Origin of the sequence: Halorubrum sp. 2020YC2 (assembly GCF_018623055.1) — an archaeon.
Taxonomy (GTDB): Archaea; Halobacteriota; Halobacteria; order Halobacteriales; family Haloferacaceae; genus Halorubrum.
Genome location: NZ_CP076019.1, coordinates 1,049,098 through 1,072,636, shown reverse-complemented (window position 1 = coordinate 1,072,636; position 23,539 = coordinate 1,049,098). Strand labels below are relative to the sequence as shown.

22 protein-coding genes are annotated in these 23,539 nt (G+C 68.4%); 11 read left to right on the top strand and 11 right to left on the bottom strand.

Features of this window, described 5'->3' with window-relative positions:
• Positions 1-28 precede the first annotated feature (28 nt).
• The 4 genes from KI388_RS05260 to KI388_RS05245 all read left to right on the top strand — a co-directional run bounded on the left by KI388_RS05260 (position 29) and on the right by KI388_RS05245 (position 3,179).
• A complete protein-coding gene (locus tag KI388_RS05260) occupies positions 29-538 on the top strand; it encodes a DUF4212 domain-containing protein (protein WP_215088314.1) in 510 nt (169 codons plus the stop codon).
• Positions 535-2,334, top strand: coding sequence for a VC_2705 family sodium/solute symporter (locus KI388_RS05255; protein WP_215088313.1), 1,800 nt, complete (start codon positions 535-537; stop codon positions 2,332-2,334). The genes KI388_RS05260 and KI388_RS05255 overlap by 4 nt, the downstream gene beginning before the upstream one ends.
• On the top strand, positions 2,334-2,795 hold the full coding sequence (locus tag KI388_RS05250; RefSeq protein WP_215088312.1) for a universal stress protein: 462 nt from the start codon (positions 2,334-2,336) through the stop codon (positions 2,793-2,795). Before KI388_RS05255 ends, KI388_RS05250 begins: the two co-directional genes overlap by 1 nt.
• A gap of 108 nt (positions 2,796-2,903) precedes the next feature.
• On the top strand, positions 2,904-3,179 hold the full coding sequence (locus KI388_RS05245) for a hypothetical protein (protein WP_215088311.1): 276 nt from the start codon (positions 2,904-2,906) through the stop codon (positions 3,177-3,179).
• A gap of 32 nt (positions 3,180-3,211) precedes the next feature.
• Here KI388_RS05245 and KI388_RS05240 read toward each other — a convergent pair whose 3' ends face one another.
• Entirely contained in the window at positions 3,212-3,868 is a 657-nt protein-coding gene (locus KI388_RS05240) for an NAD-dependent epimerase/dehydratase family protein (protein WP_215088310.1), read from the bottom strand.
• A 59-nt stretch (positions 3,869-3,927) separates the two neighbouring features.
• The gene (locus tag KI388_RS05235) at positions 3,928-6,603 is read right to left on the bottom strand and encodes a heavy metal translocating P-type ATPase (protein ID WP_215088309.1); all 2,676 of its coding nucleotides are present in this window, start codon (positions 6,601-6,603) and stop codon (positions 3,928-3,930) included.
• 180 nt (positions 6,604-6,783) lie between these two features.
• Between KI388_RS05235 and KI388_RS05230 the strand changes: the two genes are divergently transcribed.
• Both KI388_RS05230 and KI388_RS05225 read left to right on the top strand, forming a co-directional pair.
• Positions 6,784-6,978: a cold-shock protein gene (locus KI388_RS05230; RefSeq protein ID WP_004045866.1), complete on the top strand. Its 195-nt coding sequence runs from the start codon at positions 6,784-6,786 to the stop codon at positions 6,976-6,978.
• Positions 6,979-7,095: 117 nt separating this feature from the next.
• Positions 7,096-7,656 carry a hypothetical protein gene (locus tag KI388_RS05225; protein WP_215088308.1) on the top strand — a complete coding sequence of 187 codons (561 nt, stop codon included), beginning with the start codon at positions 7,096-7,098 and terminating at the stop codon, positions 7,654-7,656.
• A gap of 23 nt (positions 7,657-7,679) precedes the next feature.
• Here the strand turns inward: KI388_RS05225 and KI388_RS05220 are convergent, their stop codons facing one another.
• Positions 7,680-8,648, bottom strand: coding sequence for an oxidoreductase (locus tag KI388_RS05220; RefSeq protein ID WP_215088307.1), 969 nt, complete (start codon positions 8,646-8,648; stop codon positions 7,680-7,682).
• Positions 8,649-8,817: 169 nt separating this feature from the next.
• On the opposite strand from KI388_RS05220, the gene KI388_RS15625 reads away from it, so the two are divergent.
• Complete coding sequence (locus tag KI388_RS15625; RefSeq protein ID WP_215088306.1) at positions 8,818-13,005, top strand: ATP-binding protein; 4,188 nt, start codon at positions 8,818-8,820, stop codon at positions 13,003-13,005.
• The gene (locus tag KI388_RS05210) at positions 13,006-14,091 is read left to right on the top strand and encodes a DNA topoisomerase IV subunit A (RefSeq protein WP_215088305.1); all 1,086 of its coding nucleotides are present in this window, start codon (positions 13,006-13,008) and stop codon (positions 14,089-14,091) included. It abuts the gene before it with no gap.
• A gap of 18 nt (positions 14,092-14,109) precedes the next feature.
• Here the strand turns inward: KI388_RS05210 and KI388_RS05205 are convergent, their stop codons facing one another.
• Entirely contained in the window at positions 14,110-14,346 is a 237-nt protein-coding gene (locus tag KI388_RS05205; RefSeq protein ID WP_215088304.1) for a CDGSH iron-sulfur domain-containing protein, read from the bottom strand.
• A gap of 108 nt (positions 14,347-14,454) precedes the next feature.
• Between KI388_RS05205 and msrB the strand changes: the two genes are divergently transcribed.
• Complete coding sequence (gene msrB, locus KI388_RS05200) at positions 14,455-14,865, top strand: peptide-methionine (R)-S-oxide reductase MsrB (RefSeq protein ID WP_215088303.1); 411 nt, start codon at positions 14,455-14,457, stop codon at positions 14,863-14,865.
• A gap of 556 nt (positions 14,866-15,421) precedes the next feature.
• Here msrB and KI388_RS05195 read toward each other — a convergent pair.
• The 5 genes from KI388_RS05195 to KI388_RS05175 all read right to left on the bottom strand — a co-directional run bounded on the left by KI388_RS05195 (position 15,422) and on the right by KI388_RS05175 (position 19,607).
• A complete protein-coding gene (locus KI388_RS05195; RefSeq protein ID WP_215088302.1) occupies positions 15,422-16,189 on the bottom strand; it encodes a HAMP domain-containing sensor histidine kinase in 768 nt (255 codons plus the stop codon).
• A gap of 71 nt (positions 16,190-16,260) precedes the next feature.
• Positions 16,261-17,463 carry an acyl-CoA dehydrogenase family protein gene (locus KI388_RS05190; RefSeq protein WP_215088301.1) on the bottom strand — a complete coding sequence of 401 codons (1,203 nt, stop codon included), beginning with the start codon at positions 17,461-17,463 and terminating at the stop codon, positions 16,261-16,263.
• Positions 17,464-17,584: 121 nt separating this feature from the next.
• Positions 17,585-17,917 (bottom strand): antibiotic biosynthesis monooxygenase, encoded by a 333-nt coding sequence (locus tag KI388_RS05185; protein ID WP_215088300.1) that lies wholly within the window; start codon positions 17,915-17,917, stop codon positions 17,585-17,587.
• A 65-nt stretch (positions 17,918-17,982) separates the two neighbouring features.
• A complete protein-coding gene (locus KI388_RS05180; RefSeq protein ID WP_215088299.1) occupies positions 17,983-19,122 on the bottom strand; it encodes an aminotransferase class I/II-fold pyridoxal phosphate-dependent enzyme in 1,140 nt (379 codons plus the stop codon).
• Positions 19,119-19,607 (bottom strand): Lrp/AsnC family transcriptional regulator, encoded by a 489-nt coding sequence (locus tag KI388_RS05175; RefSeq protein WP_215088298.1) that lies wholly within the window; start codon positions 19,605-19,607, stop codon positions 19,119-19,121. Before KI388_RS05175 ends, KI388_RS05180 begins: the two co-directional genes overlap by 4 nt.
• A gap of 139 nt (positions 19,608-19,746) precedes the next feature.
• Here KI388_RS05175 and KI388_RS05170 point away from each other — a divergent pair, with 139 nt between their 5' ends.
• Complete coding sequence (locus tag KI388_RS05170; protein ID WP_215088297.1) at positions 19,747-20,610, top strand: aldo/keto reductase; 864 nt, start codon at positions 19,747-19,749, stop codon at positions 20,608-20,610.
• A 29-nt stretch (positions 20,611-20,639) separates the two neighbouring features.
• Here KI388_RS05170 and KI388_RS05165 read toward each other — a convergent pair whose 3' ends face one another.
• Together KI388_RS05165 and KI388_RS05160 are read right to left on the bottom strand one after the other, a co-directional pair.
• The gene (locus tag KI388_RS05165) at positions 20,640-21,455 is read right to left on the bottom strand and encodes a hypothetical protein (RefSeq protein ID WP_215088296.1); all 816 of its coding nucleotides are present in this window, start codon (positions 21,453-21,455) and stop codon (positions 20,640-20,642) included.
• Positions 21,456-21,546: 91 nt separating this feature from the next.
• Positions 21,547-22,902, bottom strand: coding sequence for an adenylosuccinate synthase (locus KI388_RS05160; RefSeq protein WP_215088295.1), 1,356 nt, complete (start codon positions 22,900-22,902; stop codon positions 21,547-21,549).
• 300 nt (positions 22,903-23,202) lie between these two features.
• Here KI388_RS05160 and KI388_RS05155 point away from each other — a divergent pair, with 300 nt between their 5' ends.
• Positions 23,203-23,508 (top strand): hypothetical protein, encoded by a 306-nt coding sequence (locus tag KI388_RS05155; protein ID WP_004045854.1) that lies wholly within the window; start codon positions 23,203-23,205, stop codon positions 23,506-23,508.
• The last annotated feature ends 31 nt before the right edge of the window (positions 23,509-23,539 follow it).

Here is a 23,539-nt window from a genome sequence, read left to right as displayed (position 1 = left end):
TAAACGAATCCACAACACACGCCAAAACATGACAGAGAATACCTCACGCGAACGAGACGACGCGGCGACCGATGGTGGCCGCGCACCTAACGACGCGGCGACCGATGGTGGCCGCGCACGCGACGACGCGGCGACCGATGGTGGCCGCGCACGCGACGACGCGGCCACCGACGGCGGCGTCGCCTCGGGAGCCGCACAGGCGCACAACGACACCGACTACCTCGGAGCGGAGGTGAACATCCTGAATCCGAGCACGCCGTACATGCGCGACCACCTCCGTATCGTCTGGACGGGGTTCGCGATCTGGGTGCTCGCGGTGTGGGGACCGGTCACCCTGACGCGGATCGCGACCGAACCGATGACGCAGACGATGCCGATACTGGGCTTCCCGCTTCACTACTTCCTCGTCGCGTTCGGCGCGCCGACCAGCGCGCTACTCCTCGCGTTCTGGTACTCGCGGAAGCGGGACGCGCTCGACGAGAAGTACGGTATCGAGCACACTGACGTCGCCGCGACCGACGGAGGGGTCGACGAATGACGGGCGCTTCGCTGCTCTTGCAGAGCGACCTGCTCCCGGAGGCCCTCGACATCTCGTTCAAGCTAGGGCCGTCGGTCCTCGTCATCGCGATGTTGGGGCTGTTCCTCACCATCGGGTTCGTCTTCCGCGTGGCCGACACCGAGAACATGTGGGTCGCCGGTCGGTCCATCGGGAACGTCGAGAACGGGATGGCGATCGGCGCCAACTGGATGTCGGCCGCGTCGTACCTCGGGATGGCGGCGTCCATCGCGCTCGCGGGGTTCTACGGCCTCGTCTACGTCGTCGGCTGGACGACGGGCTACTTCATCCTGCTCATCTTCCTCGCCGCGCAGCTGCGGCGGTTCGGGAAGTACACGGCGCCGGACTTCGTCGGGGACCGGTTCAACTCCGACACCGCGCGCGCCATCGCGGCGGTGACGACGTTCCTCATCGGCTTCGTCTACGCCATCGGGCAGGCGAAGGGGATGGCGCTCGTCGGGCTGTACATCTTCGGTAACTACGGGGCGTACGTCCCCGGCTTAGACGGGTATCAGGTGATGGTCGTCGCTATGATGGTCGTCACCGTCGCCTACCTGACGCTGTCCGGCATGCTGGGCGCCACGAAGAACCAGGCGGTCCAGTACGTCATCCTGATCTTGGCGTTCGTCGTCGGGCTGTTCGTCGTCGGCTACACCAACGGCTACTCGACGGTGCTGCCGCAGCTGGAGTACGGCGCGCTGATCAGCCAGCTCGGCAGCGAGTTCTCTGAGCCGTTCGCCTCGTCGAGCTACTACCTCTGGGTCGCGACGACGTTCTCGCTGATCGTCGGCACCTGCGGGCTCCCGCACGTGCTCGTCCGGTTCTACACGGTCGAGAGCGAGCGGACGGCCCGCTGGTCGACGGTCTGGGGGCTGTTCTTCATCTGTATCCTCTACTGGAGCGCTCCGGCGTTCGCGGCGTTCGGCACCGACCTCTACTCGCAGAACGTCGGCGCGACGTACGGCGACCCCGGCATGACGAGCGCGGCCAGCGAGGTCATCGTCGTGCTGGCGGCGCAGCTGTCGGGGCTCCCGTCCTGGTTCGTCGGCATCGTCGCGGCGGGCGGTATCGCCGCGGCCATCGCGACGGTCGCCGGGCTGTTCATCGCCGGCTCCTCGGCCATCAGCCACGACATCTACACGAACATCATCAACGAGGACGCGACGCAGCGTCAGCAGATCCTCGTCGGCCGCCTCTCGATCGTCGCGCTGGGCGCGCTGACCACGCTTGCGGCGCTCAACCCCGCGTCCTCGATCGCCGCGCTCGTGGGCTACGCGTTCTCGCTCGCCGGCTCCGTGCTGTTCCCGATGTTCTTCCTCGGCATGTGGTGGGAGAACGCCAACCGGCAGGGCGCGCTCGCCGGGATGACGACCGGACTCACCCTCTGGTCGCTCCCGATGATAAACGAGATTGTCCCGACGTACATCGGCTCCCTCGAGGCGCCGCTGTCGGCGGGACTCGCGACGTGGATGCCCGCCATCGGCTCGGCGCTCATCACGCTCCCGGTCGTGTTCGTCGTCACCATCGTCGTCTCGATGGCGACCGACGAGCCGTCGCTGGAGACGAAGCGGATCGTCCGGCAGTGTCACAGCCCCGAACCGATGGGGCAACAGGAGACCGCCGAGGACGTCGTCGCCGCCGACGGCGGCGAGGACGTGGCGACGGACGGCGGCCGCGCAGTTGACGACGCGGCCGCCGAGGGTGACCGCGCAGTTGACGACGCGGCCGCCGAGGGTGACCGCGCAGTTGACGGCGACGAAGCCACGGAGGAGCGATAATGTACGAACGCATCCTCGTCCCCACGGACGGAAGCGACGTCGCGGAGGCGGCGGTCGACCACGCGCTCGACCTCGCCGCGAAGTACGACGCCGAGGTCCACGCGCTGTACGTGGTCGACATCGACTCCGTGAACTTCAGCCTCGGAACCGAACAGGTCGACCGGCTCAAGCAGGGCCGGTTCGACGAGATGGGAGAGCTGAAAGACCAGGCGGACGAGGCGACCGGCGTGGTCGCGGCGCGCGGCGACGAACGCGGCGTCGACGTTGTCGAACACGTCTCGGGCGGTCGGCCGCACAAGGTGATCGCCAACTACGCCGAGGACAACGGCATCGACCTCATCGTTATGGGGAGCCACGGCCGCGCCGGCGTGCGCCGCGCGCTGCTGGGCAGCGTCACGGAGCGCACCCTGCGCTCGACGCACGTCCCCGTCCTCGTCGTCGACTACCTCGACGAGGACTGAGGTCGTCGCTCCGGGGTCGGACGCTCCGCCACGCGATCCGTTCCGTCGCGCGGTCGACGCCGCGCGATTCCGCAACACCGACGTAACCCCCCAGCACACACTCAGTTCATGCCCGACTCGGACGCCGCGGAGACCCAAGACGACGAGCGGACCGGCCCGAGCGTGGCCGACCGCGCCCGGAACGTGCTCAGCGAGAACGGCACCGGAATGCTGCAGGACCTGCTGTTCGCGCTCGCGTGGGTGGGGCTGGCGTCGCTGCTGTACGACTTCGCCTTCCCGATGGCCCCGCGGTGGGTGCTGTACATGTTCATGCTCGCGGGGATCCCGGCGTACTTCGGCTTCTTCATCTCGCTGGAGATGGCCAAAGAGCGCAGCGCGCGCTGATCGGACCCGCGAGTCCCGCTTTCTCCGCTCCGTCACCCGGCGAGGTCCCGGATGTCAGACACGTCGAGCAGCCGCTCGCCCGGGTCCAGCGCGGCCCGGTACGTCGCGCGCGCGACGGTGTCGACGGAGAGCGGTCGCGACTCGCCCAGCCGCGACGCGAGGGGGCGCGCGCTCGCGACGAACCGGAGGACCCGGTCGGCAACGCCGGGGAGGTGCGGCTGTCCCTCGCCGTACACCGGTCCCGGTCGGAGCGTGACGTCGTCGAGGTCGAGGTCGACAATGGAGGCCTCGGCGCGCCGCTTGGCGTCGAGGTAGGCGTTCCGGACGCCCGGCGGTTTCGCCGCCGCCGAGAGGAGGACGAACGCGTCGACGCCGGCGCGCTCGGCCTCCAGCGCCGCGAGGATCGCCGCGTCGCCGTTGACGCGCTCGAAGGTGACCCCGTCCGTCGGCGCCTCGGTGAGCGTCCCGACCGAGTGGACCACGGCGTCGACGCCGGCGAGTCGGTCGCGCCACGCGTTCGGGCGGAAGAGGTCGGCGCTCGTCCACGAGACGGCGTCCACCCACTCTTCGTCGACGTCGGGACGTCCGCCGCGCGAGACGCTGCGGACCTCGTGTCCGTCGCGGACCGCGAACCGACAGACGTCGCGCCCGATGAAGCCGCTACCGCCGACGACGAGGAGGGTCGACATACGCCGGCGTACGTGCCGGGCCGTCTTGGGGTTTCGGGAAAAACGGAGGCGGCCCGCGCTCAGCGCCGGAGGAACCCGAGGAGCCTGTAGTCGCCGTCGGGGTCGTACCGGCGGAAGAGGAGGCTGTTCGTCAGCACGGACACCGACGAGACCGCCATCGCCCCGGCCGCGAGGACGGGCTGGAGCAGCCCGAGCGACGCGAGCGGGATCATCGCCGTGTTGTAGCCGAGCGCCCACACGAGGTTCTGTTTGATCTTCTGGAGCGTCGCGTCGGAGACGCGGATCGCCTTCACCACGTCCAGCGGGTCGTCGCGCATCAGCGTCACGTCCGCGGCCTCGATGGCCACGTCGGTCCCGGAGCCGATGGCGGTGCCGACGTACGCGACCGCGAGCGCCGGCGCGTCGTTGACGCCGTCACCGACCATCATCGCCCGGCGGCCGTCGGCCTGTATCTCCTCGACCGCGTCGGACTTGTCCTCGGGGAGGACGCCGGCGCGGACGTTCTCGGGGTCGATGCCGACCCGCTCCGCGACGGCGCGGGCGGTCCGCTCGTTGTCGCCCGTGATCATCATCACGTCGACGCCGCGCTCGCGGAGTTCGCTCACCGCCTCCGAAGCGGTCGGTTTCACCGTGTCGGCGTCGGCGACGACGCCGAGGAGTTCGCCGCCGTCCGCGTCGGCGCGGACCCGGGCGACGAGCATCGCCGTCTTCCCCTCGCGTTCGAGGCGCTCCATCGTCTCCGCGGCGGGCGAGGGGTCGACCCCGTTGTCGCGAAGCAGCTTCCGGTTGCCGACCAGCACCTCGTCGCCCTCGACGGTCGCTTTCACCCCGTGGCCGGGGACGTTCTCGAACGCCGCGGGGTCGCTGAGGTCGAGTCCGCGCGCCTCCGCGCCGTCGACGATCGCGCGGGCGAGCGGGTGTTCGCTGCCGCGCTCCGCGCTCGCGGCGAGCCGGAGGACCTCGTCCCCGTCGCTCCCCGTACGAGTCGCCGCGTCGCCCTCCGTCCTCGACGGGTCACCGCCCGCCGCGTCCTCGGCGAGCGCGCCGCCGTCGGGGAGCGTCTCGTCACCGACCGCGGCGACGTCGGTGAGCTCCATCTCGCCTTTCGTGAGCGTCCCCGTCTTGTCGAAGACGACGGTGTCGACGTCCTTGGCGCGTTCGAGCACGTCGCCGCCCTTGAACAGGACGCCGTTTTGCGCCCCGATGGTGGTCCCGACCATCGTCGCGGCCGGGGTCGCCAGCCCGAGCGCGCAGGGGCACGCGATCAGGACCGACGAGGCGAAGACGACGATCGCGAACTCGAAGGTCGAGACGGTGCCGCCGGTCGGGGCGGGTCCGCCCGCGACCTGCCCCCACAGCGGGATCCAGTCGACGAACCCGGCGAGCGCCTCGGGGAAGGCGAACCAGACGACGCCCCAAAACAGCGCGTTCGCGATGACCGCGGGCACGAAGTACGCGGAGATGCGGTCCGCGAGGTTCTGGATGTCGGGCTGGCGGGACTGCGCCTCCTTCACCGTCTGAACGATCTGCTGGAGCGCGGTGTCGGCGCCGACCTTCGTCGCCTCGACGACGAGCAGGCCGTTCTCGTTGATGGTGGAGCCGACGACCTCGTCGCCCTCGGTCTTCTCGACTGGGACGGACTCGCCGGTCACCATCGACTCGTCGACCGCGGACTGCCCGTCGACGACGACGCCGTCGGTCGGGACCTGCTCGCCGGGCCGGACCTTCATCCGGTCGCCGACCGCGACCTCGTCGATCGGGACCTCGCGCTCGGTCCCGTCCCCGTCGACGAGGGTGGCGGTGTCCGCCTCCATCTCCAGCAGCTTCCGGAGCGCGTCGCCGGCCTGCCCCTTCGAGCGGGCTTCGAGGTAGTTGCCGAGGGTGATGAAGACGAGGATCAGCGCGGCCGTGTCGAAGTAGACGCTCCCGGCGACCAGGTCGAGGAGGACGGCGACGGAGTAGACGTACGCCGTCGTCGAACCGAGGGCGATCAGCACGTCCATGTTGGCGCGGCCGTTCGTGACGAGCGCCTTGTAGGAGTTCACGTAGAACGGCCGGCCGAGCACGACCTGGACCGGCGTCGCGAGCGCGAACGCGACCCAGTGGATGTCGAGGCCGGAGACGCCGTCGGGCACGATAGCCCCGCCGAGGAGGAGGTTGTCGACGATGAAGAAGAGTAGGGGCGCCGACAGCGCGGCGCCGAACAGCGTCAGCCGGAGCTGTTTGCGGATCTCGGCGTTCCGGGCCGCGTCGCGCGCGCTCTCGTCGGAGTCTTCGCTCCCCCCGTCGGCGCCCTCGCCGTCGCCGCCCTCGCCCTCGCGGACCGGCGAGTAGCCCGCGTCCTCGACGGCGTCGTACAGCGCCGACCGCGACGTGTCGGCGGGGTTGTACCGCACCTGCGCCTCGTCGGTCGCGTAGTTCACGTCGGCCTCGACGACGCCCGGCACGGCTTCGAGCGCGTCGCGGTTGGCGTCGGCGCAGTTCGCGCACGACATGTCGGTGATCGCGACGGTCGCGGTCTCGGAGACGGCGCCGTAGCCTCCATCCTCTATCGCGTCGTAGATGTCCGCGAGCGACGTTTCTTCCGGGTCGTACTCGACGCTCGCCTCGTCGGTGGCGTAGTTCGCGTCCGCCCGCGAGACCCCGTCGAGCGACTCCACGGCGTCGCCGACGGCCGCCGAGCAGTTGGCGCAGCTCATCCCCGTGATGTCGAGGCGAGTGGTTCTGGTGCTCATCTTATGTGGTACTACGGGATACACACTTAGTGCGTTTTCCCATTCGAAACCAAAGACTGAGGTGGCCCGTAATTTGGAATCGAAAGCTGACGCCCGGCGAGTTCGAATTCGATCCGGTCTCGTCGGTCGGAAGCGGCGCACACAACACTTATGACCACGTCGGGAGAGTATCGAGACGCGATGGCGACAGGCAAGGTCGACTTCTTCAACGACACTGGCGGCTACGGATTCATCGAGACTGACGACGCTGACGAGGACGTGTTCTTCCACATGGAAGACGTCGGCGGCCCGGACCTCGAGGAGGGACAGGAGGTAGAGTTCGAGATCGAGGAGGCGGACAAGGGTCCGCGCGCGACGAACCTCACTCGGCTGTAGCTCGCCCGGCGATATCCGCTACCGGCGAACTCGGACAGCTCTCGAAACGAGTCCTCGTATATTCACGCTCCGAGCGGCGCCGCCGTCGTTTTGGTCGTCCGGCGAGGAGCGCTCCGCATGGAGACCGACGACCCGCACGCGCTCCCGGACGGCCTCGACGCGTTCGTCGCGGAGAACCTCGACCGCTACGCCGAGACACAGGGGGTCCTCCCCGAACGGCTCGACGGGTTCGGGGAGACGTACCGGTCGCAGGGGCACCTGACCCGAGACCAGCTGTACGAGATCGCCTACGAGTCCTCCACGCGGAGCGCCTACCACGTCGAGAAGAACCCGGAGTCCCGGTGTCGGGAGGTGACCCGAAACGCCCGCGCGGTCGACGGCGACTTCTCGTCGATCCACCTCCTCTCCGGGCTCTCCGGGTTCAAGGCGCCGACCGCGTCGTGCGTGCTGGCCGCGCTCGACGGCGACCGCCACGCCGTCGTCGACACGCGCGTCTGGGCGTCCTTAGAGCGACTTGGCTACCTCGACGGCCGGAAAGAGAGCTTCGACGCCGCCGACTACGTGACGATGATCGGGCCGATCCGCGAGATAGCGGCCGAGAGCGGCCGCCGCGCGGTCGACGTGGGATACGCGCTGTTCGCGCACGACGCGCACGTGCGGGAGGGGACGCTCCACTAGGGGCGGGTCGCCCCGAGCACCGCCTACAGCGGGAACTCGACGCCGGTCGCCTCCGTCGAGTACTCCCAGAGCCGCCGGGCGTCCTCGCGGTCGTAGGAGGCGTCGTTCGACCGGCCGACGGTCGGGTGGCCACGCATGTTCATCAGCCCGCCCGGCTCGACGTAGGCGCCGCCGTCGACGTCGGTCGTCGCGGCGTACAGCATCGGCTCGGCGCCCGTCTCGGGGTCCTGCCCCAGCACCGCGTTCGCGGCCCTCATCCCGACCTTCATGAGGGGGTTCCCGCTCTCGGCCGCGGTGCGCATCTGGAGGTTCGTGTCGGTGTAGCCGGGGTGGCAGGCGACGCTGCGGATCCCCGGGCCGTCACCCTCGTCGCTGTCGCCGCGCGCCGCGTCGAGGCGGCGCTGTAGCTCGTAGGCGAACAGTAGGTTCGAGAGCTTGCTGCGCCCGTACGCCTTCCACTTGCCGTACGACTCCTCCCAGTTGAGGTCGGAGAAGTCCATCTCGCCCTGCTCGTGGGCGCCCGACGACTGCGTGACGACGCGCGCGTCGCCGTCGATGCCGTCGGCGGCGTCGAGGAGGTCGAACAGCCTGCCGGTGAGCGCGAAGTGCCCGAGGTGGTTGACGCCGAACTGCGTCTCGAACCCGTCCTCGGTCTCGCTCCGCGGGATTGCCATCACGCCCGCGTTGTTACAGAGGACGTCGACCGCGTCGTAGTCGTCTCCGAGGCCCTCGACGAACGCCGCCACCGAGTCGAGGGAGGCGAGGTCGCACTCGCGGACGTCGAGTTCGCCGTCCGCCTCGCCCCCCGCGTCGACGCGGATCTCGCGGGCCGCCTCCTCGCCGCGCTCGACGCTCCGGCACGCCATCACGACGGTCGCCCCCCTCGCGGCGAACGCGCGGGTCCCCTCGAACCCCAGCCCGCTGTTCGCGCCGGTAACGACGACCGTCTTTCCATCCAGCCGCGGCATCTCTCTGGCCGTCCACGCTGTCATGGTCGGACGAAGGGGCGTCACGGGGAGAAACCTGTCGGCCGGATCGGACGTCGTCTCCCGTGCGACACGTTCCCGAACGGGGCGGCGAGAGGTCGTCTGCCGCGGAGATCCACTTTCACCCCGCCGCCGGTGCGTTTTTAGGTGCCTCGGGGGAAAAGAGGAATACCGAATGACGTCCTTCCAGTCGACGATCGGCGACGAGGAGGGGATCGCGGAGGAGCTGGCCGAGGGCCAGCGCGAGATCTCCATCGCCGAGTTCTTCGAGAAGAACAAACACATGCTCGGGTTCGACTCGGGCGCCCGCGGGCTCGTCACCGCCGTCAAGGAGGCGGTCGACAACGCCTTAGACGCGACCGAGGAGGCCGGGTACCTCCCCGACATCTACATCGAGATAGAGGAGGTGGGCGACTACTACCGGCTCGTCATCGAGGACAACGGGCCGGGCATCACCAAAGAACAGCTCCCGAAAGTGTTCGGGAAGCTGCTGTACGGGAGTCGGTTCCACGCCCGTGAGCAATCGCTGACTTCGGACCAACAACTGCTCATTAGACGGGACGGAAACGTGGAGTACATCCCTATCGGGGTACTCTGTGACGCGTACCTCTCGGGAGACGGTGACGCGACTGCTCCGATCCCCGACGCGATTGAAGTTCCATCCTTCAATCGCGAGACGCAGGAAATGAGCTGGCAGCCGGTCACTCACGCGATCCGTCACGAAACGGACGAACGTACCTACGAGATAGAGACCCAGAAGGGGAGAACCGTCGAGGTCACCGGGAACCACAGCGTGTTCAGCGTCGACTCGAACGGAGACACACAGGAGGTAAAAGCCGGCGAACTCGAATCCGGAGACACGCTCCTCACGCCCCGCACGCTACCGTCGACCGATCGGACCGTCGAGGAGATCAATCTCCTCGAGCACGTCGACCGCGGGGAGTTTGCCGATCGGCGTGTCTACGTCTACGGTTTCGAACAAGAGACGCTCAAGCAGCTCCAGACCGAAGAGACGGTTCGCCGGAAACCGACGGGCGAAAGCGACCGAAAGCGCACGTATTACCGATACGACGGTGTCGAGATCCTGAAGGACAGCCTCGACCAGAACTACCTCCAGAAAGGGTATCTCCCGGCGGAGACGGTCTTGGAACTCGGTTGGGAAGAGAAAGCAGCCGACTGCGATTTCAAGACGTACCGGGTCGGCGGCGACGAGACGACGCTTCCGGTGTCGCTCCCGGTCGACGAGTCGTTGGTCGAGATGCTGGCGTACTACGTGTCCGAGGGACACGCGGGACCGCGACAAGTCGGATTCACGTTCGGAAGCCACGAATCGGATCTGATCGAAGCGACGGAACAGGCGGTACAGACGATCGGTGGAGCGACGACGACAGTCGAACGAGAGCGCAACTCGACGCGCGTGAAGGCGTTCGGCTCGCCGCTGGCGCTGTTCTTGAAATCCGTCTGCGGCGATGCCGCCGATAATAAGCGCGTTCCGGGCTTCGTCTTCGACCTCGATCCGGACCTCCAGCGCCGGTTTATCGGAGCGCTCTACGAGGGAGACGGGTCCGATTCGCACCCGAGCAACGAACTGTCTCACACGACGCGAAGCGAGACGTTAGCTCGTCAGGTCTCGACGCTCTGGAACATGCAGGGCGTCCTCGCGAGTACGGAGGTTTCGGAAGACAGCGACGGGTACGGCGACGGTATCTCCACGAAGTACCGGACGAAGGTGTACGGGTCCGACATCGATACCGTCGATGCGCTCAAAAGCTCGGATTCCCCGCGGACACAGCAGTACAAGCGAGTCCCGACCGCGCTACTCGACGACGTGCGTGTCAGCGACGCCGACACTGAAACGGTACCCGACACGATTCCCGGATTGCTGACGGGTGCCGGAATCGGATCGAACCGAGAACACGCGGAGACCTACGCCTCACTGATCGAACGCGCTCTGGACGGGGATCAGATCGACGAGCCGAGGTACGCACACAACCTTCAGGAGTACGGGCTCCTCGACGACGCCGGCTTCGCGACAGGTTTGCTCGATTCGCTCTGGGAAACAGTCACCGACCTACACGGAATCACGGACACGGACATGTGCCTGCTCTCGGTGAAGAACGTAACCGAGACCGAGCCGCCGGAGCACGTGTACGACATCTCCGTTCCGGGCGAATCCGGGACTGATGAAAACTTCGTCGTCTCCAACGAGGGCGCACTGAGCGTGAAAAACAGTCGCGGCCAACAGGGAATCGGCATCTCGGCGGCCGTGCTGTACTCGCAGCTGACCTCCGGCCAGCCCGCGAAGATCACCTCGCGCCCGAAGGGGCAGTCGCGCGCGCAGTACTTCGAGCTGATCATCGACACGGACACGAACGAGCCGGAGATCCAGGCCGACGAGGAGACGACGTGGGACCGCCCCCACGGCACCCGGATCGAGCTGGAGATGGAGGCGAACATGCGCGCCCGCCAGCAGCTCCACGACTACGTGAAACACACCGCGGTCGTCAATCCCCACGCGCGGCTCGAACTCCGCGAGCCGGGGTTAGACGAGCCGCTGAAGTTCGAGCGCGCGACCGACGAGCTGCCGGCGGAGACGGAGGAGATCCGCCCGCACCCCCACGGCGTCGAGCTCGGGTCGCTGATCAAGATGCTGGAGGCGACCGAGTCGTACTCCGTCTCCGGGTTCCTCCAAGAGGAGTTCACCCGGGTCGGCAAGAAGACCGCCGACAGCGTGATCGACAACTTCCGCGACGTCTACTACGGCCGCGAGCTGTCGTGGTCGACGCCGCGCGCGCACGACGACCGCGACGTCGCGGGCGCGGTCGCGGAGGCGGTCGCCAACAAGGGGAAGGACGCGACGACCGCCTTCGCGGAGGGCGTCGCGGAGACGGTTTCGAACAACGACCGGCTCACCCGGTCCGAACTCGCCGGAATCGTCGACGAGGTCGCGGAGACGGTCGCGGCCGACACGGGCAAGACGTTCGGCGGGACCGTCCGCGAGAACGCGGTCGACGCCGCGTGGCGGGCGGTCACGGGTCTCGGCGGCGAGAGCGGCGAGGCCGCCGACTCCGACGGTGGCGACGAGAGCGGGGGCGCCGACGAGGCCGACGACGCCGAGGAGTCGCCGCTCGTCCCCGACGCCTACGCGCTCGTCGACGAGGCGACCTCGACGCGGAAGGACGACGAAGCGGTCCAGGCGATGGCCGAGGCGCTCGCGCGCCGGTTCGGGAACCTCGACGGCGACGCGTTCCGGATCGCCCGCGACGACCTCGAACGGCTCGTCGCGGACGCGGCGTCGTTCGTCGCGGAACAGCGCGACGCCACTTTCGGGGAGACGGCGCGCGAGAACGTCGTCGAGGCGTTCTGGTCCCGGGCGCGGACGGTCCCCGACGACCCGCCGAAGGTGAGCTCTATCGCGGGGAGCCGCGACGCCGCCGCCGACCTGCTGGAGGCGATGCGGACGACGGACATCCTCGCGCCGCCGACCGACTGCCTCGCGCCGATCACGGCCGAGCTGGTCGAGGCCGGCCTGCGGAAGGAGTACGACGCCGACTTCTACGCGGCCGCGACCCGCGACGCCGACGTCCACGGCGGCGACCCGTTCATCGTCGAGGCCGGCATCGCCTACGGCGGGGAGATTCCGTCGGAGGGGTCCGTCGAGCTGCTCCGGTTCGCGAACCGCGTCCCGCTCGTCTACCAGCGCGGGGCCTGCGCGACGACGGACGTGATCAAGTCGATCGGGTGGCGCAACTACGGGTTAGACCAGCCCGGCGGCTCCGGGATGCCGAACGGCCCCGCGGTCATTAGCATCCACGTCGCCTCCACGAACGTCCCGTTCACGAGCGAGTCGAAGGACGCCCTCGCGAACGTCCCGGCGATCGAAGACGAAATCGAACTGGCCGTCCGCGAGGCGGCCCGCGAGCTGAAGTCGTTCCTCAACAAGCGGCGCTCGATGCAACAGCGCCGGGAGAAACAGGACGTGCTCGGCCGCATCCTCCCCGAGATGGCCGACAAGGTCTCGGAGGTGACGGGCCGGTCGCGCCCCGACATCGACGGCGCGCTGGCGCGGATCATGAACAACGTCAGCGTCGAGCGCGAGGTGGACGGCGAGGCGGTGACGCTCGTCGTGGAGAACCACTCGGACGTGAACGAGCAGCTCGAGATCACGGACATCGTCTCGACGGAGCCGACGGACCTCTCCGACGGGACGGTGGTCGACATGGACGGCGAGTGGTTCGTGCAATGGAAGCCCGAGGTGCCCTCGGGCGACGAGCGGGAACTGACGTACGCGGTCGACGGCAACCCCGAGTTCGAGGTCAGCGTCGGCGGCGTGGAGACCGAGAAACTCACGGTGAACGATTAAATGACGACCGAAAGCGACGCACGAGACGAGCTGATCGACCTGGCGGCGGACTTCTACGACCAGTTCGCGGCCGGGGAGATCCCCGAGATGACGCTGCCCACCCGGACGAAGAGCAACATCGAGTACGACGAGGCGAGCGGCGTCTGGACCTACGGCGACCGCACGTCGACGCGCAGCGCCAACTCGGTGCGGGGCGCGCGCAAGCTGCTGAAGGCCGCCTACACGATCGAGTTCCTCGCGGACCAGCTCGACGACGACCGCTCGTCGACGCTGCGTGAGCTGTACTACCTCTCGGAGTCGTGGGACAACGACGAGGCGCAGTTCAAGAGCCAAGACGAGTCGAACGACCTCGTGGAGGACCTCGAAATCGTCACGGGCGTCACCCGCGAGGACTTCCACATGCGCCCGGAGGAGTCGGGCGCGAAGGTGATGGGGCCCCTGGAGATCCGCGAGCAGACCAACCGCGGCGACCGCGAGATCCACTGCCAGCTCGACGTGGGGCAGGGGGGCTACCAGATTCCCAACAACCCGGACACGATCGAGTTCCTCGATAACGACGCCGAGTTCGTCCTCTGCGTCGAGACCGGCGGGATGCGCGACCGGCTCGTCGAGAACGGGTTCGACGAGGAACACGACGCCCTCGTCGTCCACCTCGGCGGCCAGCCCGCGCGCGCCACGCGCCGGCTGACGAAGCGGTTCCGCGACGAGCTGGACCTCCCCGTGGTGGTGTTCACGGACGGCGACCCGTGGTCCTACCGGATCTACGGCTCCGTGGCGTACGGCTCGATCAAGTCCGCGCACCTCTCGAAGTACCTCGCGACGCCCGAGGCGCGGTTCATCGGGATCCAGCCGGAGGACATCGTCGAGTACGACCTGCCTTCGGACCCGCTCTCCGACTCGGACGTCAACGCCCTGGAATCCGAGCTGGAGGACCCGCGCTTCCAGACCGACTACTGGGAAGAGCAGATCGAGCTCCAGCTCGACATCGGGAAGAAGTCCGAACAGCAGTCGCTCGCGAGCCGCGGCCTCGACTTCGTCACCGACACCTACCTCCCCGAGCGGCTCGGGGAGATGGGCGTGATCTGAGAGGAGGGCGAAACGCGGCTACTCGTCGGCGTAGACGACCTCGTCGACCTCGCGGCGCTCCCCGTCCGCGTCGTCGTTCGCGTATTTATAAACGACCTCGTCTCCCTCGTCCGTCGTCGCGTTGTGCGACCCGTCACAGAGCGGCTGCGAGTCGGAGAGCCCGCACTGACAGACGTAGATGAGGCCGTCGTCGCCCTTGTCGTCGTCGTCGAGCACCGCCGGCCCGCGCTCCTCGTGCGTGACTTCTCGTGTCATGGGTACTGATCCGCCGCGAGGGTGAAATCAGTTGGGTCGACACCGACGCGCCGTCGCGGCCGCCCCGACCGCCGCAACCCCCTTGGCCGTGGGGCGCGTATCGGAGGTATGAGCGAGACCGACGAGCGCGATCCGAGCGAGCTGACCGACGAGGAGTGGCGCGAGCGACTTTCCGACGAGGAGTACCGCGTGCTGCGCGAGAGCGGCACGGAGGCGAAGTTCTCGGGCGAGTACGTCGACCACCATCCCGACGACGGGGAGTACCGCTGTCGGGCCTGCGGCACCGTCCTCTTCGAGGCCGAGACGAAGTACGAGTCCGGCTGCGGCTGGCCCGCCTTCTACGCCGCCGAGGAGGAGTCCGTGACGACGACGGTGGACACCAGCCACGGGATGCGCCGCACCGAGGTCCGGTGTGCGAACTGCGACTCCCATCTGGGCCACGTGTTCGACGACGGCCCCGAGCCCACCGGGAAGCGCTTCTGTATTAACTCGGTCGCGATGGAGTACGACGACGAATAACTCGGTTCGCCGGACAAGACGGGAGAAGGCGTTTATAAATCGATTTCGGGCACCGCTATCTGCGATATGTAAGCGAACGACGACGCAACGAAGACTTCCGAATCTCCAGCCGTTCGCTTATAAATCGTTGTCAGTAACTCGGCGGTGAGTTCCTCCAAAGCTCCAGTCGCTCGTTTATAAACGGGTCCCGGTGGATCGGTGGTAAACATCTTCAAAGCCCCAGCCGCAAGGCGGGCGCACGCTCGCTGCGGTCCTCACTCGGTCGCTCACTTCGTTCGCTCCCTCGTTGTGGTCCTTACTTCGCCTGCGCCCGCCTCGCGGCTGCCCCTTTGAGTCCCACTCCGCCCCGCACAGCGACGCACCTCACACCTCCCCAGCCTCGTCGGCCTCCCTCCGCTTCGGTCGGCCGACTCCAGCGAGAATCGAAGATTCTCTGGCAGCCGGCGGCTTCGCCGCCGGCGACCTCGCGCGTGCGACTCGCGCCGCGGTGCGGCGCTCGTCGGCACGCGCCACCGCGTTGTTCGTTATAAGTGATCGCCGTCGCGGCTGCTGAGTATCACTCCTCGCAGAGCGGCAGCCGGACGACGAACACCGCGCCCTTCGACTCGTTATCCTCTATCCACACGTCGCCGCCGTATATCTCGACGAGCGAGCGGACCAGATAGAGTCCGATCCCGGCGCCGGGGCTGTCGAGTCCCTTCTCGCCTTTGCCGAACACCTCGTCGCGCTGCCCCTCGGGTATACCGGGGCCGTTGTCAGCGATCCGGACCTCGGCGACGCCGTCGACCGCCTCGACCGACGCGGACACCGTCACCTTCGGCGGTGTCTCGTCGTTGTGCTGGACCGCGTTGCGCAGGACGTTCCGGAACACGGAGCTCAGCATCTCGTCGCCCACCACCGCCGCCTCGGGGAACGACCCCTCGACGGTGAAGACGGCCTCGGAGTAGGCGGAGCGGACCTCCTCGACCTGCTGTGAGAGGACTCGGTCGAGCGCGACGCGGCTCGGCTCGGCGTCGTCCCGGAGCATCACCTCCGCGAGGTCGCGGACCGTCGTGGTGAGCGAGACGGCGCTCTGGGTGTTCCGCTTTATCACCTCTAGATACTCTCTCCCCTCCTCGTCGACGTGGTCGTCGAGGAGTTCCGCGTACGCGCTCACGAGCTGCAGGTCGTTGCGGATGTCGTGGCGCATCACCTGATTCAGCAGCCGGAGGTCGTCGCGCTGGCGCTTGAGACGCTCCTCGGGGTCCGGCTCCTCGCCCGCGTCGAAGGTCGCGCCGTCGACCGCGTCGGCGTCCGCCCCCTCGGCGTCCGCGTGGTCGCTCATGGCGAGAACGTACGCCCCCTCGTAGCTTTTACGTACCGGTCGCAGGCCGCCGGCGCTCCGACTCGCCCCACCTACATCCCCTCGTCGAGCAGTTCGCGGGCGACGATGTTCTTCTGGATCTCGGTGGTGCCTTCGTAGATCTGGGTGATCTTCGCGTCGCGGTAGAGCCGCTCGACGTCGTGGTCGTTGACGAAGCCGGCGCCGCCGTGGACCTGGACCGCCTCGTCGGCCACCTCGACCGCGGTCCGCGAGGCGAACTCCTTGGCCATCGACGCGAGCGCGGTCAGGTCGCCGGCCTCGTTGTCGACGGCCCACGCGGAGCGGTAGGTGAGCCACCGGGCCGCCTCGGTGTTGGTGTACATCTCCGCGAGCTTGTGTTTGATCGCCTGGAAGTCGCTGATCGGGCGGTCGAACTGCTCGCGGTCCTCGGCGTACTCCAAGGCGCGCTCGGCCGCGCCGCGGGCGATGCCGACGCCCTGCGCGGCGACCGCGGTGCGGGTCTCGTCGAAGAACTGCATGAGTTGGAGAAAGCCCATCCCGCGCTGCCCGATGAGGTTCTCCTCGGGCACCCGGACGTCGTCGAAGCGCAGCTCCGCGGTGTCGCTCGCGCGGATCCCGAGCTTCCCGGTGATCTTGTCGCGGGTGAGGCCGTCGCGGTCGCCCTCGACGAGGATCTGCGAGTAGCCGGAGTAGCGGTCGTCGATCTCGGGGTCCGTCTCGCAGACGACGACGAAGTAGTCCGCGACGGTGCCGTTCGTGATCCACATCTTCGAGCCGTTGATCACCCACTCGTCGCCGTCCTTCTCCGCGGCGCTGCCGCTCCGTTCCGAGGCGCTGCGCGCCTCGCGCTTCTCCGCGCGCGTCGCGACCGAGGTCACGTCAGACCCCGCCTGCGGCTCCGAGATGGCCGACCCCATCACCGCGTCGCCCGCGGTCACCTCCGGGAGGACGCGCTCCTTCTGGTCCTCCGTGCCGAACTCCATCAGGGCCTCCGCGCCGAACCCGGCGCTGGAGATACAGAGCCCGATCCCCGGGTCGGCCGCGAACAGCTCCTCGGTGAGGATCGCGTTCTCCAGCGAGGAGTAGCCGATCCCGCCGTACTCGACCGGGACGTGCGGCGCTAACAGTCCCATGTCGGCCGCCTTGTCCATCACCTCGTGGGGGTACGCCTCCTCGACGTCGTACTCGGTGGCGACCGGTCGGATCTCCTCGTCCGCGAACTTCCGTACCTCCTCGCGCAGCTGCTTCTGTTCGTCCGTTAGCTGGAACTCCATGGCCGGTAGATCCGGATCGAACGTGATAATCGTTGGCGAACGCCGATAAATTTACGAGGAGTTGTTCGTTTACGGTTCGCGCGTTCGCGGTCGCGGCGGCGGGGACGCAGAAAGGCGCCGCTCAGTACTCGCGCTCCTCGCGCACCTCGTAGTGGCGCGCGCGGTCGTCGTATCGTTCGAGCACCTCGCGGGCCGCGGGCGGAACGTGCGCGTCCCGGTACGCCTCGCCCGCGAACTCCGTTACCGACTCGAACGAGTCGAACCGGAGGACCGTGACGAACTCGACCTCGTCGCCGTCGACTTCGGGGTCGCCTTCGCGCCGGAGGACGCGAGCGCCCCGGTAGCCGTCGTTGTCCGCCGCCGCGAACGACGGGAGGATCTCCTCGCGGAGCAGCCGCTCGTACTCGTCAGCGTCTTCTGGGGTCGTCCAGCCGTGCCAGATCCTGTCGATCATCGGCCCGCGACGAACTCGGTCATCGTCCTCCCGCGAACTCGGTCATCGTCCTCCCGCGAACTCGGTCATCGGCCCTCCACGAACGCCGCGATCCTGTCGGTCGCCTCCTTCAACTCGCGCATCGAGGTGGCGTACGAGACGCGGAGGTGCCCCTCGCCGCCCTCACCGAAGACGGAACCGGGGACGACCGCGACCCCCTGCGCCTCCAGGAGCTCCTCGGCGAACGCCTCGTCGTCGCCGTCGCACTCCGGGAACGCGTAGAACGCGCCGCCCGGCTCGAACGTGTCGAGCCCCATCTCGTTGAACCGGGAGACGATCAGCCGGCGCCGGCGGTTGTACTCCTCGACCATCTCCCCGACCTCGTCGTCGCAGCGGTCCAGCGCCTCGATGGCGGCGTACTGCGGCGTCGTCGGCGCCGACAGCATCGTGTACTGGTGGATCCGGTTCATCGCGTCGACCGCCTCCGCGGGACCCAGCGCGTACCCCAGCCGCAGGCCGGTCATCGCGTACGCCTTCGAGAAACCGTTGACGACCACCGTGCGCTCGCGCATGCCCGGCTGCGTGGCGATCGACGCGTGATCGGTCCCGTAGGTGAGCGCGGCGTATATCTCGTCCGCGACCACGCGGAGGTCCTCGTCGCGGCAGAACGCCGCCACCTCGGCCAACTCCTCGTCGGTCATCGTCGCGCCCGTGGGGTTGTTCGGGTAACAGAGCACGAGCAGATCGGCCTCGGCGGCGCCGGCGGCCTCCAGCGACTCCCGCGTGAGCGCGAAGTCGTCCGCGGCGCGCGTGGGGACGGTCAGCTGCTCGCCGCCCGCGAGTTCGATCCCCGGCCCGTAGGAGATGTACGTCGGCTCGTGGACGGCGACGGTGTCGCCCGGGTCGACCAAGGCCCGGAAGGCGAGGTCGACCGCCTCGCTCGCGCCGGTCGTGACGAGGACCTCCGACTCCGGCTCGTACGACTGGTCGTAGCGCTCGTGGTGGGCGGCGACTCGCTCGCGGAGCGCCGCCATCCCGCGGTTCGCGGTGTAGGAGGTCTTCCCGCGTTCGAGCGAGTCGATCGCGGCGGTCCGGGCGGCCCACGGCGCAGAGAAGTCCGGCTCCCCGACCCCGAGCGAGATGACGTCGTCGCGCGCCTCCGCGAGCTCGAAGAACTTCCGGATCCCCGACTCCGGCAGGGTGTTCGCGCGGTCCGAGAGCCTCATGGCGACACGGAGAGGCGGTCGTCGTCGTCGCCGTCCTCGAACCGGATCCCGCCGTCCTTGTACGTCTCCATGATGTAGTGGGTCACCGTCTGGGTGACCGCCGGCATCGGCGCGACCTGCTCGGAGATGAACTCGGAGACGTCCTGCATGTTCTCTCCGAGCACCTCGACGGCGAAGTCGTAGTCGCCGGAGACGAGGTGTAAGGCGTCGACCGCGGGGAACTTCGCGATCCGGTCGGCCACCTGCTCGTACCCCGTCTCGCGGTCGAGTTCGACGTTGATCTCGACGACCGCGCGGATCTTCCCCTCCTCGACGCGGTCCCAGTCGACGACGGCCTGATAGCCGTGGACGACGCCGTCGCCCTCCAGCGCGTCGATCGCGTCCGCGACCGCGTCCGCGTCGAGGCCCGTCTGGGCCGCGATGTCGTCGATGTCCTCGCGGGCGTTCCGCGCCAACACGTCGAGTACCTCGCGCTCGGCGTCCATACTCGTAAATTACGCGGGGGCGGTTTATGAGTAGCGACGGGCGCAACACGGGCGAACCGCGCGTCGCGCTCGTCACGGCCGCGACGCGTCGCCTTCCGGCATCCGCACGGCTTTCCGCGTGGCGCGAGATCGGTCGCTCATGGCTTCGGAGATCACCGGCAGGAGCGAGACGTTCGACGTCGGCGGCAAACTGACCGTCAACCGCCTCGGCTTCGGCGCGATGCGGATCACGGGCGAGGACATCATCGGCCGCCCCGAGGACGAAGACGACGCGAAGGAAGTACTCAAGCGCGCGGTCGACCTCGGCGTCGACTTCATTGACACCGCCGACTCCTACGGGCCGGGCGCCTCCGAGCGGCTGATCGGCGAGGCGCTCGGCGACCCCGACGACGCCGTCGTCGCCTCGAAGGCCGGCCTGATCCGCAACCGCGAGGGCGAGTGGCTCCCCCACGGCGACCCGGACTTCCTGAAGAACCAGGTGCTGTGTAGCCTCGACCGGCTGGGAACCGACACGATCGACCTCTACCAGTTCCACCGCCCGGACCCGGACACCGACTTCGAGAAGTCGGTCCACGCGTTCGCGGAGATGAAAGACGCCGGGCAGGTCGCGCACGTCGGCCTCTCGAACGTCACCGTCGAGCAGTTAGAGACCGCCACGGATATCGTCGACGTCGCCACGGTCCAGAACCGGTACAACGTCGGCCACCGCGACGACGAGGACGTGCTGGCCGCCTGCGAGGAGAAGGGCGTGGGGTTCATCCCGTGGGGACCGATGTACGCGGTCGACGACGAGGAGTCCGCCGAGGCCATCGACGAGGTGGCCGAGCGGCGCGACGCGACGACCCGACAGGTCGCGCTCGCGTGGCTGCTCGACCACTCCGACGTGACGCTCCCGATCCCGGGCACGTCGAGCGTCGAACACCTCGAATCGAACCTCGCGGCCGCGGACCTGTCGCTGGCCGACGAGGACCTAGCCGCGCTGAACGGGATCGACCCGCAGTAAGAAACGGGCGGCTCACCCCGGTCTAGGGCTCACTCGACCGTCTCCACGTCGGCCATCTCGGCGACTTTCAGCGCGGTCGCGACGTTGAACCCGAGCCCCAGCGGCGCGGCGACGACCGCAGCGAGCAGGGCGCCCGCGGGCCCAGCGTGCGTCAGGAGGCTCAGCGGAACCGAACAGAGCGCCGTGACGAGTGCGACGGCGAGGAAGAAGCCAAGGGGCTGGCGACGGGCCGTGAGTTCGCGCGCCCGCCGGGCTGCGGACTCGATGCCGCGGTCCTCCAAGGCGAGGACGTACACCGTCGGGAAAAACAGGTACGAGAGCACGAGCGCCGCGAGAACCGCGGCCACGAACAGCGGCGGGACGATGAGCAGCGGGAGGAAGACGGCCGCCAACCCGACGATAGCGATTGCTTCGAGGAGAATCATCCGGACACCGAACCGGCGCACGCCCGCGGCGAAGTCGAACTGCCCGGTCGTGATCCCCTCGGCGATTGCGCCGAAGTAGCCCGCGCTCAGCGCGCCCGAGACGACGACGTACGCGCCGAGCAGCGGGGCGAGGAGCGCGACCGACTCTACGGTGCCGAACGGGACCGACACCGACAGCCCGCCGCCGGTCGGCGACTCAATGAAGCTCCAGAGGTCGTACCGGTAGACGGGGAACGACGCCCGGATCGAGATCCCGTTCGTCCGCGACGCCGCCAGCAGGTCGCTCGCGTTCAACAGCGCGGTCGCGAGTGGGACGAGCGCGAGCGGGAGCAGCCGCGAGAGGTGCGCGAACGTGCGTTCGAAGATCGGTTCGGGAGCGGACTGCGCGCCGTCTGAGGGACCGGTGGAGGGCTCGGCCATGTCTCGGGGATCGCCTTCGACTCACAAAAGCGTCGGCCGTCCGCGGTAGCCGTCCGCACGCCGCGGTCGGATCCGGAAGTCGGGCGCGACGCTACTCCTCGAACGGGTTCGTCAGTTCGACCGTCTCCTCGCGGTCGGGCCCGACGCCGACGGCGTACACCGGGGTGTCGATCTCGGCGGCGAGGAACTCCAGGTACTCGCGGGCCGCCTCGGGTAAGGCGTCGTAGCCCGCCTCCGCGACCGCGGCCGAGTCGAACGGCTCCCACGTGTCGAGCGTCTCGTATATCGGCTCGCAGCGCTCCCACCGGTCGGTGGTGGTGGGGACGGTGTCGAGCTCCTCTCCCTCTAGCTCGTACCCCGTACACACCTTCAGCTCGTCGAGTCCGGCGAGCACGTCGACGTGGTTGACCGCGACCCCCGTGAACCCGGAGACGCGCGCGGCGTGGCGGAGCATCGGGAGGTCGAGCCAGCCGATCCTGCGGGGACGGCCGGTGACCGTCCCGAACTCGCCGCCCTTCTCGCGGATCTCGTCCGCGAGCGCCTCCTCGTCGGCGTCGCCGTCGAGTTCGGTCGGGAGCGGCCCCTCGCCCACTCGCGAGAGGTACGCCTTCACGATGCCGACGACCTCGCCGTCACCGACCGTCGTGACGCCGAGTCCGGACCCGACGGCCGCGCCGCCGGCGGTCGGATTCGAGGAGGTGACGAACGGGTAGTTCCCGTGGTCGACGTCGATGTGCGTTCCCTGTGCGCCCTCGAAGAGAATCTCGTCGCCCGCCTCGTGGCGGCGGTGGAGGTAGTCGGAGCAGTTGACGGTCATCCCCTCGTCGGCGAGGCGCTCGCCAATGGCGGCGAACTCCTCGTGGAGCGCGTCGACGTCGAACGCGGCGGCGCGGTCGTCGGCGGCGTCGACGTCGAGTCCGTACACGTCCTCGACGAGCGCGCGCTTCTGCGGGACCGCGTACTCCAGCTTGTCGCGGAGCGCGTCGGGGTCGAGCAGGTCCGCGATCCGGACCCCGCGGCGCCCGGCCTTGTCCTCGTAGGTCGGGCCGATGCCGCGGCCGGTCGTGCCGACCTCGTCGCCGGCGTCCTCGTCGGCCTTGACCTCCTCTTCGATCCCGTCCAGCACGCGGTGGTACGGCATGATGACGTGCGCGCGGCGGGCGACGCGCACGTCCGGGTCGAGTCCGCGCTCGCGGAGGTCGTCGATCTCGGTGAACAGCGTCTTCGGATTGACGACGCAGCCGTTGCCTAAGATTCCGACGGTTCCCCGGACCGCGCCGCTGGGAACCAACGAGAGCTTGTACTCCGCGCCGCCTTCGACGACGGTGTGGCCGGCGTTGTCGCCGCCCTGATAACGGACTACGACGTCCGCGTCCCCTCCCCATCGGTCGACGAGCGCGCCCTTGCCCTCGTCGCCGAGCTGGGAGCCGACGATGGTGAGTGTCATACGACCTGCCGGTTCCCCGCGGGGGGTAAAACCGATTACGGTCTGTGACCGCGAGACCACCACGGAGGTGGATCACACTTGAGCCGCTTCGCTGCCGATACCCTCGTTCGTGTATCGTCCCCGTTTCGACCGAAGGCGCCCGCGTTCCCGCCGTCCGCGGCGACGAAGGGACGTCCGCCGTGCCGCGATCGAACACGTTAATTACTGGCACGTCGAAGCGTTCGGTCACGCGGTTCGCGGCCGCCGTCCCGGCCGCCGACAGCAACTTTTAAACGGGGGCATGACGAGTTAACATGTGCCATGATAGATCGACTAGAGAAGGAGGTAGACATGCTGGAACGTCACCTCCAAGTCCTGCGGATGGTCATCGAAAACGAGCCGATCGGCATCGTGAAGATGTCGAACGAGACCGGCTACCCGCACCACAAGGTGCGGTACTCGCTTCGCGTCCTCGAAGAGGAGAACCTCATCGAGCCGTCCAGTCAGGGCGCGATCACCACGGAGCGGACCCACGAGTTCGTCGACGAACTCGACGAGAAGCTCGACGAGACCGTCGACAAGCTCGGCTCCATGCGGATCGACGACGCCGCCGAACTCGAGAACTGACGCCGCTTTCGATTTCGCCCGACGACGACGC